We start from the raw sequence: 15,029 nt of genomic DNA on the forward strand, positions 1-15,029 counted from the left end.
TCTTGCCGGTTATTCTGCGGCGACGCGTTTCGCCGACAGGATATCCTTGAGGTAATGGCCCGTGTGGCTGCGCGGTTCTGCGGCGACATCTTCCGGCGTTCCGACGGCAACAATTTCACCGCCGCCATCTCCACCTTCCGGTCCTATATCGATGATCCAGTCGGCCGTTTTCACCACATCCAGATTATGCTCGATCACGATGACAGTGTTGCCCTGCTCTACCAGTTCATGCAGCACTTCCAACAGCTTGCGCACATCTTCAAAGTGCAGACCTGTTGTCGGTTCATCCAGAATATAGAGCGTGCGCCCCGTCGAGCGTTTCGCCAGTTCCTTGGACAGTTTCACCCTCTGCGCTTCGCCACCTGACAAGGTCGTCGCTTGTTGTCCGACCTTGATGTAATCAAGCCCAACCCGCGAGAGCGCCTCCATCTTGTCCCGGATTGAAGGCACAGCTTTGAAAAAGTCGCGCGCATCTTCAACCGTCATATCCAGCACATCCGCGATGGATTTTCCTTTGAATTTGATCTCGAGCGTTTCGCGATTATATCGGGCGCCCTGACAGGTTTCACAGGTCACGTAGACATCTGGTAGAAAGTGCATCTCGATTTTGATGACACCATCGCCCTGACAGGCCTCACAGCGCCCGCCCTTGACGTTAAAGCTAAACCGGCCGGGTTTGTAACCGCGGGTCTTGGACTCGGGCAAGCCCGCAAACCAGTCGCGAATGGGCGTAAAGGCCCCCGTATAAGTCGCAGGGTTCGACCGCGGAGTTCGCCCAATGGCGCGCTGGTCAATGTCGATCACCTTGTCCAGATGCTCGAGCCCTTTGATGGTTTCACAGGGCGCAGGTGTCTGACGCGCCCCGTTCAGACGCATGGACGCGGTTTTGAACAGGGTTTCGATGGTCAATGTCGATTTTCCACCGCCCGACACACCGGTCACGCAAACGAATTTGCCCAATGGGAACTCTGCCGTGACATCCTTGAGGTTGTTGCCTGTGGCCTTCACCACCTTCAGTGATTTGCCCTTGCCCTCGCGACGTTCTGCCGGAATGGAGATTTCGCGCGTTCCGGACAGATATTGTCCGGTGACCGAAGCGCTGTCTGCCTGAATTTCCAGTGGCGTGCCTTCGCTCACAACTTGACCGCCGTGCACACCCGCACCCGGCCCGATATCGAACACATAGTCCGCTTCACGGATGGCTTCTTCGTCATGCTCGACCACGATCACGGTATTGCCTTGATCGCGAAGGGACTTCAACGTTCCCAAAAGGCGGTCATTGTCGCGCTGGTGCAAACCAATCGAGGGTTCATCCAGAACATAGAGAACGCCGGTCAAACCCGATCCGATTTGCGACGCAAGCCGGATGCGCTGGCTCTCTCCACCAGATAGAGTTCCACTTGAACGAGACAGCGTAAGATATTCTAATCCAACATTATTCAGGAACCCAAGACGCTCGCGAATTTCCTTTACGATCGCGCGTGCAATCTCTTGTTTTTGTGGTGTCAGGTGGTTGGGCACATCTTCGATCCAGGCCAAAGCCTCGCGGATCGACATCTGCACCACATGCCCGACATGCAAGCCAGCGATCTTGACCGCCAAAGCCTCTTCCCGAAGACGAAAACCGCCGCATGATCCGCAAGGTCGGTTGTTCTGATAGCCTTCGAATTCTTCGCGTATCCAGTTTGAATCGGTTTCCCGATACCGCCGCTCCATGTTGGGGATGACCCCTTCAAACACGCGGGTCACCTGATACACGCGCCCGCCTTCATCATAGCGGAACTCGATTTCTTCATCACCAGAGCCATAGAGGAACACCTGCTGCACCTTCTTGGACAGCTTTTTCCACGGCGTATTCTTGTCAAACTTGTAGTGCTTGGCGATTGCTTCGATTGTTTGCAGGAAATAGGGCGACTTGCCCTTGCGCCATGGGGCCAATGCCCCATCATAAATCTTGAGAGTCGTGTCCGGCACAACCAGACGTTCGTCAAAGAACAATTCGACCCCAAGACCGTCACATTCCGGACAGGCCCCAAAGGGCGCGTTAAACGAAAACAGGCGCGGTTCGATTTCGGGGATAGTAAATCCGCTCACGGGGCATGCAAAGTTTTCGCTAAACGTCATGCGTTCGGGGTCGCCTTCGCGGGGCGCGGTTTCCAGAACCGCAATGCCATCGGCCAGATCCAGCGCGGTGCGCAAACTATCTGCAAGACGGGTCTGCATGCCATCCCGCACCACAAGACGATCTACAACCACATCAATGTCGTGGCGGAATTTCTTGTCCAGAGTGGGCGGCTCGTCCAGCTCGTAGAATTCACCGTCAACCTTCACACGCTGGAAACCCTGTTTGCGCAACTCAAGGAACTCTTTGCGGTACTCGCCTTTGCGGTCGCGCACGATGGGCGCCAGCAAATAGCCGCGCGTGTCTTCGGGAAGGCTCATGATCCGGTCAACCATGTCCTGCACCTGTTGCGCCTCGATCGGAAGGCCGGTCGCAGGCGAATAAGGTGTGCCGACACGCGCAAACAACAGGCGCATATAGTCGTAGATTTCGGTAACCGTACCGACCGTCGAGCGCGGGTTTTTAGAGGTCGTCTTTTGTTCGATAGAAATCGCAGGTGACAGGCCGCTGATGTGATCCACATCCGGCTTTTCCATCATGTCAAGGAACTGACGCGCATAGGCAGAAAGCGATTCCACATAGCGACGCTGCCCTTCGGCGTAAATCGTATCAAACGCCAACGAGGATTTACCCGACCCGGAAAGCCCCGTAATCACAACGAGTTGGTCTCGTGGAATATCCACGTCGATGCCTTTGAGATTATGTTCGCGCGCGCCACGAACCTCGATGTTTTTCAGCTCAACCATTTCAGCCCCCGGATACAGTGCCCTAGAAATAGGTGAGATAGGGCGAGTATCCAACCAAAAAATGTGAACAAAGTGTGAACTTTTAACAAAGTTGTTGTATTCCACTTATGGAATGTTACTTTGATGAGAGCGAAATGTTGCGATTGAGGTCAAAATGTTCTTCTTCAAAAAACCTGCACCAACCGGATTGTCCATTGCCGATGCAGTCCAACGCGCCAAAAACGGAGATTTGGTACTTGTCGATGTGCGCGAGCATGAAGAAGTCGCCGCCACCGGCAAGGCCAAAGGCGCGTTGCATGTTCCTTTGATGCGGATGCGGGATATGGCCGATCCCCGCCATCACGACTATAACTCGGTGCTTCGAAATGATGCGTGTATTGCCGTCTATTGTGCCTCTGGTGGGCGATCCCATTCTGCGGTGCAAATGATGCGCAAACTGGGATACGCCGATGTTCACAACATTGGCGGCTTTGGTCACTGGGTTCAGGCAGGCGGCGCCATTGACGCCCACTGACCTACATCACGTTTTGCGTGCAAGTGCCCATGAACAAATGGGAAAACTGGGATCATTGGTAAGGTCGTCCGTTTCCGGATCATAGGGCGGCGGCCAAGAACCATGCATGTTGCGCAGCCCCGCAGCCCGATTGCCCCATTGCTCGGCCCGAATGTCTTCTTCCTTGAAACCGACCTCGACCAGCAGGTTTTTCAGACCCCGCGCCGTCCATCGAGAACAATCGACAGGCGCGGCATGCAGGGGAATAAAGAACGGAACCGCCACCCAGAAATACCCGCCCGGCCGCAACATGTCATAGACATTCACCGTCGCCATATAGGGTCGGTCCAGATGCTCCCAGACCTGATTGGCGAGAATGAGATCAAACTGCCGGACCTTGCCCAATTTGTTCAGAAACGGCCCCGCACAGACATCGAATTTGGGATAGCGAAACGCGCGATAGCTTTTGTTTGGAAGGCCACGTCCCCACTTTCCGGATATCTCGCAGATATCCAGATTCTCGAGATTCAGCTCAAACAACCAGCGACGACTGGTTTTCTGCATAACAATGCGGTTCAGACTAGCCATAATGATGTTTCTCTGTCTCAGAAATGCAAGGCACGGCCATAGGCATCCAAGACGCTTTCATGCATCATCTCGGACAAGGTGGGATGCGGGAAAACGGTTTCCATCAACTCGGCCTCGGTGGTTTCAAGCGTGCGCCCCACCACATAGCCCTGGATCAACTCTGTCACTTCCGCGCCGATCATATGCGCCCCCAGAAGTTCCCCTGTTTTGGCATCAAACACGGTCTTCACCATGCCTTCGGGCTCTCCAAGGGCGATGGCCTTGCCGTTCCCCACAAAGGGAAAGCGTCCGACCTTGACGTCATACCCAAGCTCTTTGGCCTTGGCTTCGGAATACCCGACACTGGCGACCTGAGGCTGACAATAGGTGCATCCAGCAATGCTTTCGGGTTTTACGGGATGTGGTGACTGGCCTGCGATCAATTCGGCCACCATCACGCCTTCGTGGCTTGCCTTGTGGGCCAACCATGGCGCGCCCGCGATATCCCCGATTGCAAAAACGCCCTCAACCGCGGTTCGGCAATACGCGTCAGTCAAAACATGGGTGCGATCAATTTTGACGCCCAAAGCCTCAAGCCCGAGACCTTCAACATTGCCGACAATCCCTACCGCAGAAATCACGGTGTCAAAGTCGTGCTTTTCAATCTTGCCGCCGATTTCAATATGCGCCGTCACCTTGCCCTTGCCACGATCAAGCTGTTTGACCATGGCTTTTTCTTTGATGGTCATGCCCTGTTTGACGAACTGCTTTTTGGCAAAGGCGCTGATTTCGGCGTCTTCCACAGGCAGAACGCGATCCATCACTTCGACCACCGTCGTATCGGATCCCAGCGTGTTGTAAAAGCTTGCAAATTCAATGCCGATTGCGCCGGACCCGATCACCAACAGCTTTTTCGGCATACGCGGCGGCGTCAATGCATGTTTGTAGGTCCAGACCAGATCACCGTCTGCCTCGAGTCCGGGCAATTCACGCGCCCGCGCACCAGTGGCCAGAATAATGTTGGGCGCCGACAGCTCTTGTGTGCCCTTGTCGGTTGTCACGCTGACTTTGCCTTTGGCTGGCACCGACGCCTCGCCCATGACAACCGTGACTTTGTTCTTTTTCAAAAGATGGCCCACACCGCCGGAAAGCTGTTTGGCCACGCCACGCGACCGTTTAACGACGGCATCCAGATCATAATCAATCTTGTTTGCCTTTAGGCCAAATTCCTTTGCCCTGTGCATAAGATGAAAAACTTCGGACGAGCGCAGCATCGCCTTGGTAGGAATACACCCCCAGTTCAGGCAAATCCCCCCAAGATGCTCGCGTTCGACAACAGCAACTTTCAGCCCCAGCTGCGCCCCCCGTATCGCGGCCACATAACCGCCGGGTCCGGCACCGATGACGATCATATCGAAATTGCTGGTTGCCATTGTGATCTCCTCCTGATGGTAGGACCGAGCCTAGATCACTTGGCCAACCACATCAACGCATCGCAGAGGCAATTCCTGGCTTTGATTTATCGCGCGATCAAGGCATTCTGCAAAAGACAGAAACCTTTCGAGTCCGGGACCCTGCCCCATGAAAATTGTTAAAGACCTATTGTTGGCCCTGATCAACGCCACGTTGCTTTTAGCCGCCGTTTGCCTGTTCTTCTTATGGCAGATTTCAAACACTGTTGAGCGTGCCTCGGGCGCGTTTGCGGAAAACCTTCAGGTGCTGAAACCCGTGACGTCCGAACTAAAATCCCTGAAAACAGAAGTTTCGGCGTTGCGAGGCGATTTGCAAGCCATCGCCTCTAATTCCGAAGACTTCACATCGGAAAAAGCACAGCAATTGCAAGGACGTATCAGCACAATTCAAAATCGTCTGGATGATATGCAAAAGAACGTGCATGGCGTCATGAGCAAGGCACAAGCCGCGCCTGAGCATCTTGTCGAAGTGGCCGTAACCAAGGCCACCACCGACCTCAGCAATATGATGTTCGATCTGCGCGGATGCACCCGCCCGGAAAGCTAACACGCAAAAAGAAGAAGGCGCCCGATCAGGACGCCTTTTGCAATTCTTGAACCGTGTAGCCGTATCCGCCCTGATCGACATATTCTTTTTCCGGCCCCGTAAAAGAGCGTTGAAGAGCGTCGTTGCGATAGGGAAAGCGACCGAACAGGCGGATCACTTCGCGATGTGCCCGCGCATGGATCATATTGCTTGCCCCTGTTTGCGGCATCCGGTCCATCATCATGCGAACACAGCGTTCCTGATCACACAGGTTTTCCGAATGCATCAACGGTAGATAAAAGAACTGCCGGGCAGGTTCATCTATCTTGAGATCCCATTTCTGGTGCATCGCCGCCTTGGCCGCAGCCAATGCCGCGCGATCAGATGCAAACGCTTTGCCCGTGCCCCGGAACATGTTGCGCGGCAACTGATCGTTCAGGATGACATAGGCCAATGCCCCGCTTGGATATGTGAGCCATTGTGCAAAACTGCCATCCTGCGCGGCTTTCCAAGTATCGAGAAACCTGTCCCGGATCGTTTGATCCAGATCGTCATCAATTGCATACCACCCTTCGGGCCCGACTTCATCGAGCCAGAAAGCCAAAATGTCTTCAGGTCCAGCCATACCCTGTCTCCTAACCCACCGCCGGCCAATACCGACACAAAAATGTTACACAGAATTCTGGCAGAATTCGAAGTAACAAATTGCGTCAATCGCGACACAAAGTGTCTCAGTTTAGTGAACACGTCCCTCTTGGCGTGTGGTTTTTAAAACAGAAACAATTCAGAGACTTAATTGCCGAAGCCTTACTATTAATCTCGGGATTCGCTGGCCAGCTCCTCTTCCTCGAGCGCGGTTTCGATCGCGATCTCCTGAACCACTTCAAGGGCAACAGGCGACGCCGATGGCATGACCGGCGAATAGGCCCCTGTGTCTTCGACGGCGATACCTTCGCGACGGGTCATCCGGAACACGGCGTACCCTGCTAACCCAAGCATCAGAATGGCGATCACAAGGAAGAACCCAGAAGGACCAAAGACCTCCATGATCCAACCTGTCACGATCGGGCCCGAAATCGCGCCCAGTCCGTTAATAAAGACCATACCTCCGGATGCGGCGGCCATCTCGTCTACTTCGAGAAAGTCGTTCGTGTGCGCAATCAGCAAGGAATAAAGCGGGTTCGAAAAGCCCCCGACCAAGGTTGCCGCAAACAACAACAGCCAGAAATTCGCGCCATAAACCATGCCAATCACTGCGCCCACACCGCCAGCAAAACCCGCAAAAGCGATCAAAACCCGTCGGTCCATTCTGTCAGACAGCCATCCCAATGGGTATTGGATGACAGTTGCACCGACATAAAACGCCGCAACAAAAATCGAAATTTCAGAGACCGACAAATCGATCGAGGCCCCGTAAACCGCCGACATCCCGAACTGGGCCGAGAACACGCCGCCCAGCAACACCATGCCCACCGTACCAAGCGGAGACTTCTGCACCAGTTCGCGCAGCGTCATCGCCTTTGTCATTTCAAACGCGGGGGTTGGTGAAATGCTGAGCAGAATGGGCGCGAAGGAAATCGAAACAAGCACGGATGGAATGATAAACAGAACAAATCCGGATGGATCTGCCGTCACCAAAAGCGCCTGCGCTACAATCACGCCGATCATCTGCACAATGAGATAAAGCGAAAGCGCCTTGCCGCGGGTTTCATTTGTCGCCGCGTTGTTCAGCCAGCTTTCCGCCGTGACATACACGCCCGAAAAGCAAAACCCGATAATGATACGCCCCACCGTCCACACCCATGGGTTTGCAAAGGTGGGGTACAGAATCAGAACTGCCGAAATGAAAGAGGCCAGCGCCGCAAAGACCCGGACATGCCCGACGCGCCGGATCATTTCCGGTGCCATGCGAGATCCCCCAAGGAACCCGACAAAGTAGGCAGACATCACAATAGACATCTCCCACGTGCCAAAACCTTCGATCTGGCCGCGAATACCCAACAAGGTGGATTGCAGGCCGTTGCCAACCATCAAGAGCATCATCCCAAGCAGAAGTGCCCAAGAACCAGAGAGGAATTGAACCATCGGGGTCTCCAAAAGATATCAATGTGAATCAAAGAAGCCCCTCATCACACGACAAAGGGCGCCTTGTATGCTCTGTCTGCGACCAGCGTAACACATTTGCGGCATCGGGCAGAAACGCCTGCCCTTGCCAGTGCCTTATTCTTCGGTGGTTTTGGCTTCTTGTGCTTCAACCGCAGCATAGACAACGTCGGGATCTACAATTGTAGGCGGAAGTTCGACACCGCGATTGGCCAGTTCTTCGCCTTCGGCGGCAACGGATTCATCATAGGTCCGCACAACCACGTCTGTGCCCATTGGTGCGCGTTCATACAAATCGATCACATCCTGATTGAACATCCGGATACAGCCAGCAGTGCTTGAGTTTCCGATGGATTGAAGATCGTTTGTCCCGTGAATTCGATAACGTGTGTCACGCCCGCCGCGATAGAGGTACAGCGCACGTGCGCCCAGCGGGCTGGCGACACCACCCGGAATACCACCTGCAAAAGGTCCATACACCTCGGGTTCGCTTCTCAGCATATTGGCAGTGGGCGCCCATCCGGGCCATTCTTCCTTGCGCTTGATCGTTGCCTGTCCTGTGAAACCGCGCCCTTCGCGTCCTACCGCAATGGGATAGCGCGTGGCGCTGCCCCCGTCGCCGACAAGGTACAGAAACTTGGCATAGGGATCGACCACGATCGAGCCGGGCGCCTCTGATCCTTCATAGGCCACCGCCGCACGACGGTTCGGTTCATTCAGATATTCGGCAGGAACCGCAGGCAATGTAATCTCGCCATCGGTCAGCACATCATACTCTGCCGGTGTAGCAGAGGGACTTTTGCCGTTTTCATAGGGCGCGCCGCATGCTGCAGCAAGGCTCAGACAGCCCAGAATAATCATAGTTCGAAAAGGTGCATAGAACATATTGGTATCCGCAATCTTCAAGGCTGGCGACGGATCGCACGTGTGCGTCCTCACCCAATTAAGGACAGGTTACGCGCAGACCAAAGCTTGTCGCAAGTCTTTGCTGATCTTGCGAAAAAACAATCACCCGAAATGAAAGAGGGCCTTACCCCGTCCTGATCGCCTTTTCCCCTCTAGGGCAGCAACAAAGACGCATCCCCATAAGAAAAGAAACGATAGTCCTCTGCCACGGCATGATCATAGATCCGCGAGATCCGGTCCTGCCCCATGAGCGCGGAAACAAGCATCATCAAGGTCGATTTTGGCAAATGGAAATTTGTCATCAGGGCATCTGCGACGTGAAAGTCGAAACCGGGGTATATAAAGATGTCCGTACCCCCATCCCAAGGCTTGATCTCGCCATCACGTGCTGCGCTCTCGATCAGGCGTAACGCGGTTGTGCCAACTGGAATAACGCGACCACCGGCGGCTTTGGTGGCATTGATCTCGCGCGCGGCCTGTTCGGACACATGTCCCCACTCGGAATGCATTTTATGGTCTTTCACGTCATCGACCTTGACCGGCAAAAAGGTCCCCGCCCCGACGTGCAGAGTGACATATGTGAAGGTGACGCCATGCGCGGCCAGCTTTTCCAGCAAGGCCTCATCAAAATGAAGCGATGCAGTGGGCGCGGCAACCGCGCCTGAATTTCGCGCCCAAACCGTTTGATAATCCGTTTTGTCCTGCGCGTCGGCAGCGCGTTTGGCGGCAATATAAGGGGGCAAGGGCATGTTTCCCGCCTCGGCCAGTGCCGCATCAAAGTCGTCGCCTTGCAAATCAAACTGCAAAACGCCCTGCCCGTCTTCTTTTGCCACAAGAGTTGCCCGCAGCGCGTCGGAAAACACAATGTCTTCGCCTTCCTTGATCTTCTTCAAGGGCTTCAACAACGCCGACCATTGCCCGCCAGAGCGTGGCTCAAGCAATGTGACCTCGATCCTAGCTTTGCTGGGGCCTTCGGTGCCCGTATCGCGGTGACGGAAACCGCTCAACCGTGCAGGAATGACTTTGGTATCGTTCAGAACAAGCCGGTCGCCCGGGCGCAGCCAATCGGTGATATCACGCACCACGGCATCGGTAATCTGATCCCCTTCTGCCACGAGAAGCCGTGCCGCGCTGCGCGGATTGGCAGGACGGGTGGCGATCAACCGGTCGGGCAGATCAAAGTCAAAATCGGAAAGGTGCATGATACGAGGTTACCGGTTGTCTTGTGGCTGCCCCGGCGCGCCAGAGGGTTCGGTTTGGGGCTGCTGTTGTGGAACTGAAAGCGTGTTGTCCTCCATAGAAGGAGGCGGGCGGCGGAAAATCTCTCGAAAAAAGCCGGGCGTCAAGGCCGATAGAGGGTTCACAGCAATTGAATAAGCGTCAATCGGGCCTTTGACCTGGTAATTGAACGCGATCAGCCCCTCACCTTTCTTGGAAATCACGCGCCCCATTTGGTTGACGACAAACAAGGGGGATATCGCACCCTGCATATCAAGGAAACTGTCCGCCAACCGGTAATACCCATCCGCCGAAATGCCCATTGCAGGGCCCACGGCACTGGATTGTCCCAGCACAAGCCGAGTGTCTGACAGCTGGAACCGCCCGACGATTTCGTTGAACAGTATGCCTGGACCGCTCATCTGATCCAGCAATCCAACAACACTCACCGCATTGAGCAATTCTGCAATGACAGGCAGTTCCTGCACTTTGATGTTGAGAACCTGAAAGCTTCCATCCCAAACATCACGGTCGGGGTTTGGGGCCAATCGAAGGCTAAGGGTGCCGCCCGTCGCGGCATCCAGCAAATTCATGGCCATCAGAACCCGCGCGGCATTATCGGCAACGACATGAACGCCCGTGCCGCCGTTTTCCGGATAGATTTCACCACGAACAGGCGCCGCCCCGTTCAGGTTGCCGGTGAAAGTACCACGCATGCCGTCGTTTGTAGTAAGGTTCGCCGTCACATTGGAAAGGGCAATGGTTTCCGAAACGCGCGCTTCATCCAGTTGGGCCGTGATGGGACCAGAGGCAGCGTTAGCTTCGTCTGCCCCTTCGCTATCAAGTCCCGCCGGCAGATACCGCATGTCAAACACGCCACTGCGCATCACAACCGCGGGGGCATTGCCCTGCCCGCGCCCGACAAGCTGTGCCGCGCCGCGCAGCCATTCCCCCACACGGAACGCAGTGAAATCGGTGAGCTTCATGCCACCTTCAGGGGTCAGTTCTACATAGCCTTCTGCCTCGATCCCCGGAGCGGTGATTTCAAAGGCGTCAATTGTTGGTGGCGATGTCAGCGTCAAGTTGACCTTGGCCTGCCCAGACACAGAGGCGGGTTTGGCCCAGCCCAGCTGCGGGACGCTCAGACGTGCGCCGACAAGGTCAGACGTGATCACCATTGCCGGTGGTTGCCCCTTGACCATATCAATCCGGATGTCGGCTTTGGCTTTGTCACGGACCGTTCCGTCCGGAAATCCGATTTCGAATTCTTCAATGGCAACAGGGCTGATTTCGGACTGCCCTGTAAGTGTACTTTTTCCATCCGCCTTTTTGCCGATCGCGGTTTCCCAACGCGCGGTTGCGGGCAGCGCCCCCAGCGCACCCACGGCATCGACGACAACGTGCTCGTGCGTTGTTCTGACCTTGACATCGCCAACCATCTCTTTGCCTTTGATGAAATGGTCCGTGCGCATGCCTTCGCCTTTGGCGAAGATTTCAAAGGTCAGGTCTTCGGGCGCGATCTTTGGCTTCAAAATCATGCGCAGCGTACCTTCTGCACGCAGTTCCCCCTGCGCCAGATCCACCGGCAGATTGGCCTTGGTCATGACCTGTAGCGGTTCGCGTTCAAGCAAGGAAAAGAACGCCGTGACAGGTCCGTTCGCCTTAAGATGCACCGTGCCCGGGGAAGGTCTGAGCTTGGTGTTCTCGACAACAAACGTGGTTCCGGAACCATCAACAAGACCGCCCTGATCGGCCTCGACCCAACCCTGTTCCGCAGTCACATAAAACTTGTCGTGGATCAGCGTGGCAAACCCCGCGACATCTCGCACATGGGGCATGGTCTTCATAAAGCGCACTTCTGCATTATCGACAAGAAAGTTGAGAAAGACTTCGGGCTTGTCGTCCGGTCTTGATTTCAACCGAAACACGAGATCCTTGAAGTCACCGGCAAACAGGTTTTCCCGGAACCATTTGTGCAAACGGGGTTTTACGCCATCAGGCCAAATCGCCATCAGATCCGCACGGTTATAGCTGTTGAGCGATCCGGCGAGGTGATAGACCCAGTCACCCTTTTCGACAGACAGCCCGCCTTTCAACGCCAGTTGTCGTTCGGGCTGGTTCAAGATCAACTGTCCCAGGGTGACCTCGAACGGATCAAGGCGCAGTCGAAAATCAACATAAGCATCATCAAGAGCCAGCGTCACAGCGCTTTCTTCTGTCGGAGTCACCTGCACGTTATGCAGCCCAAGCTGAAAGACGGTTTCCTGTGGCAAGCCTTGTTTGAAGTCCCCCAAAACGGCCTGCCCCTGGGCATTGAAAGTCACCCAGTCGGACGAAATCGCCAATCGGTCCAGCGTGACAATATTCTGATCAGGGCGATACGTCAGATGCGTCAGGGCAGATTGGATAGGAATGGGGTTTTCCGCGCCTTCAGGACGCAAAAAACCTTCCTCCATTGCGAGGCTGACCGTGGTCGGACCAAGGCGGCCCTGAGGGTCTATAAAGGCCCGAAGAGAGCCGGAGATCGGCGCACGGATCGCGCCCAACCACGCCAAAGCGGCCGATTGCGATGCGATTTCTTCGGCTGGAAAGGAATCAAAGGTCAAAATGGCGCGCGCTTCTTGCGTGTCATAAGATGTCTCGAGTGCAAGATCGACGGCCGAGGCATATCCACGTCCGCCCAGCAACGCCAGATGCGCCCCGAAGGTGATCAGCGGCCCGTCCCGTTCCATGCGGGCTTCGGCCCCGTCAACATTCCACGCCCGCCCCGAACGCAAATCTTCGTAGCGCAGGCTCATCGCTTCGATGGAAACACGGTCCAACTGAGCGAAAAACGGCTGACTCAACAGGTTTTCGATCTCTTGCCCTACGCCCGCAAGCGCGGACTGGGCATCAATGCCCCCCATCCCGAGCCCCTGATCGCCGAAGGCAAGATCAAACGCGCCGTCTTCGCTGCGCCGCAAAGCAAGAGACAGACCCGCAACCCTGAGGTCTGTTGGCACAACCAGACCGCTGCCGAGATCAGACAGGGAAAACGTCGCATCCATTTCTTCAAGGGAAATGGTGCTGTTGGTCTCGGAGTTGGAAAGTGTCACATCCCGCAGCGTGACGCGCGGACGCAGCTTGTCCTCAACAACAAAAAAAACACCGTCTAGGCTAATGTTTATACTGTCAAAATTATCATTGAGAGCCACCTCAACACGCGAAACGATCCATGTCGGCAGGGCAACAGATCGCCCCATCAGGATAAACAATCCGATGGCCGCAATCAGACCAAGAAAGAAAACAGTCTGAATGGCAACAAGGCCCACACGCTGTCGAGGCGGTGGACGATTTGGTTTTTCGTCAGGTTTGTTTTGCTGCTCGGTCAGCGCTACGTCTCGTCTTGTGTCTTTTGGGGTTGCTCACCTGCCCCCAGCATATACCTTAACGCCGCCCTACCCAAGGAGTCTTGAAAGATGTTTGACGTCGCCGACCTTGCCCCGGAATTTTCCCTGCCTGCCTCAGATGGCACCAACTTTGATTTGGCCGCTCAGCGCCCTGCGCCGGTTGTGCTCTTTTTTTATCCCAGAGACAACACGGCCGGCTGCACGAAAGAAGCAATCGGGTTCACAGAAGCGCTTGCCAATTTTGAAGACGCGGGTGCCCGGGTTTTCGGCATTTCCAAAGACTCTCTGGCCTCGCATGAGAAGTTCATCACGAAAAAAGAGCTCGGGATGGCTTTGCTTTCTGATGAAAACAGCGACGTCTGCGAACGCTATGGCGTTTGGAAAGAAAAGAAGATGTACGGCAAAACCTTTATGGGCATCGAACGGTCTACCTTTCTGATCGACTCCGAAGGAAAAATCGCGCGCATCTGGCGCAAAGTCAAAGTCGACGGCCATGTCGCCGACGTATTGGAGGCTGTGAAAGCACTGTGACCCAAAAAACTCTGGCGGAAATGGCGGTCGAGGTTCTCACGACCGCCGATGGTCGCGAAAAAACCGCCCTGTCGCACAAACATGCCGCAACCTGGTTCGCCGCCAGAGAGGCAGGCACGCCCTTGGAAATCGGGCATGCCGTGCCGCCGATGCGTCCGTCGCGCCCCGAAAAACCAGAGCTTCTGTCGCCCCGGGATGTGCCGCGCCGCCGCCCGGGAAGCCCGCAGGGCCGGATTGCCTTGCTGCACGCTGTGGCCCATATCGAATTGAACGCCGTGGACCTGCATTGGGACATCATCGCCCGCTTTACGGACGAGCCAATGCCGATTGGCTTCTATGATGACTGGGTCAAGTCGGCAGATGAAGAATCCAAACATTTCAATCTGATATGTGATTGCCTTGAAGCAATGGACAGCTTTTATGGCGCCCTTCCGGCCCATGCGGGCATGTGGCAAGCCGCAGAAGACACCGCAGGGGATTTTCTGGGCCGGCTTGCGGTTGTTCCGATGGTTCTCGAGGCGCGCGGTCTGGATGTCACCCCCGGCATGATCCAGATTTTCAAACAGGCCAAAGAAAAACAGACCTTGGAAGCGCTGGAAATCATCTATGCAGAAGAAGTCGGCCATGTCGCCTATGGGTCAAAGTGGTTTCATTTCCTGTGTGGGCGCAACAACTTTGATCCAAAAGATGTCTTCCACGATCTGGTGCGTCGGTACTTTCACAGCGCACTCAAGCCCCCGTTCAACGAAGAGAAGCGCGCAGAAGCCGGCCTGCCACCGGATTTTTACTGGCCACTGGCGGAAGAAACCAAAACAAAGACCCGCGTTCGATAGGCGGGTCTTTGCCAAATTTTTTGCCTCAATTTCTCCTATCCCTCTGCTGCGACGTCAAAAACCTTGCCCACGACTCTCCGTACGGTTAAGAACGGCAGCGGTCGCGATGGGGACATGATCCGG

Annotated in this window: 12 protein-coding genes; 4 read left to right on the top strand and 8 right to left on the bottom strand. The window is 55.1% G+C overall.

Features of this window, described 5'->3' with window-relative positions; translation table 11 throughout:
• Positions 1-9: 9 nt before the first annotated feature.
• Positions 10-2,868: an excinuclease ABC subunit UvrA gene (uvrA, locus tag PH7735_RS09715; protein WP_058311046.1), complete on the bottom strand. Its 2,859-nt coding sequence runs from the start codon at positions 2,866-2,868 to the stop codon at positions 10-12.
• A gap of 154 nt (positions 2,869-3,022) precedes the next feature.
• On the opposite strand from uvrA, the gene PH7735_RS09720 reads away from it, so the two are divergent.
• A complete protein-coding gene (locus PH7735_RS09720; RefSeq protein WP_058311047.1) occupies positions 3,023-3,382 on the top strand; it encodes a rhodanese-like domain-containing protein in 360 nt (119 codons plus the stop codon).
• A gap of 6 nt (positions 3,383-3,388) precedes the next feature.
• Here the strand turns inward: PH7735_RS09720 and PH7735_RS09725 are convergent, their stop codons facing one another.
• Both PH7735_RS09725 and lpdA read right to left on the bottom strand, forming a co-directional pair.
• Complete coding sequence (locus tag PH7735_RS09725) at positions 3,389-3,949, bottom strand: methyltransferase domain-containing protein (RefSeq protein WP_058311048.1); 561 nt, start codon at positions 3,947-3,949, stop codon at positions 3,389-3,391.
• Between the two features lie 17 nt (positions 3,950-3,966).
• Entirely contained in the window at positions 3,967-5,361 is a 1,395-nt protein-coding gene (lpdA, locus tag PH7735_RS09730; RefSeq protein WP_058311049.1) for a dihydrolipoyl dehydrogenase, read from the bottom strand.
• 148 nt (positions 5,362-5,509) lie between these two features.
• On the opposite strand from lpdA, the gene PH7735_RS09735 reads away from it, so the two are divergent.
• Positions 5,510-5,947, top strand: a complete 438-nt coding sequence (locus PH7735_RS09735) for a PilN family protein (protein ID WP_058311050.1) — start codon at positions 5,510-5,512, stop codon at positions 5,945-5,947.
• Between the two features lie 25 nt (positions 5,948-5,972).
• Here the strand turns inward: PH7735_RS09735 and PH7735_RS09740 are convergent, their stop codons facing one another.
• From PH7735_RS09740 to PH7735_RS09760, 5 genes are all read right to left on the bottom strand, one after another.
• A complete protein-coding gene (locus PH7735_RS09740) occupies positions 5,973-6,551 on the bottom strand; it encodes a DUF924 family protein (protein ID WP_058311051.1) in 579 nt (192 codons plus the stop codon).
• 188 nt (positions 6,552-6,739) lie between these two features.
• The gene (locus PH7735_RS09745) at positions 6,740-8,011 is read right to left on the bottom strand and encodes an MFS transporter (protein WP_058311052.1); all 1,272 of its coding nucleotides are present in this window, start codon (positions 8,009-8,011) and stop codon (positions 6,740-6,742) included.
• 135 nt (positions 8,012-8,146) lie between these two features.
• Positions 8,147-8,914 carry a L,D-transpeptidase gene (locus tag PH7735_RS09750; RefSeq protein WP_058311053.1) on the bottom strand — a complete coding sequence of 256 codons (768 nt, stop codon included), beginning with the start codon at positions 8,912-8,914 and terminating at the stop codon, positions 8,147-8,149.
• Positions 8,915-9,087: 173 nt separating this feature from the next.
• Entirely contained in the window at positions 9,088-10,137 is a 1,050-nt protein-coding gene (gene queA, locus PH7735_RS09755; protein ID WP_058311054.1) for a tRNA preQ1(34) S-adenosylmethionine ribosyltransferase-isomerase QueA, read from the bottom strand.
• A gap of 9 nt (positions 10,138-10,146) precedes the next feature.
• Entirely contained in the window at positions 10,147-13,464 is a 3,318-nt protein-coding gene (locus tag PH7735_RS09760) for a YhdP family protein (RefSeq protein WP_058311055.1), read from the bottom strand.
• A 147-nt stretch (positions 13,465-13,611) separates the two neighbouring features.
• Here PH7735_RS09760 and PH7735_RS09765 point away from each other — a divergent pair, with 147 nt between their 5' ends.
• Complete coding sequence (locus PH7735_RS09765; RefSeq protein WP_058311056.1) at positions 13,612-14,073, top strand: peroxiredoxin; 462 nt, start codon at positions 13,612-13,614, stop codon at positions 14,071-14,073.
• A 20-nt stretch (positions 14,074-14,093) separates the two neighbouring features.
• A complete protein-coding gene (locus PH7735_RS09770) occupies positions 14,094-14,906 on the top strand; it encodes a ferritin-like domain-containing protein (RefSeq protein WP_058311223.1) in 813 nt (270 codons plus the stop codon).
• The last annotated feature ends 123 nt before the right edge of the window (positions 14,907-15,029 follow it).

The organism is Shimia thalassica, assembly GCF_001458215.1.
Taxonomy (GTDB): domain Bacteria; phylum Pseudomonadota; class Alphaproteobacteria; order Rhodobacterales; family Rhodobacteraceae; genus Shimia; species Shimia thalassica.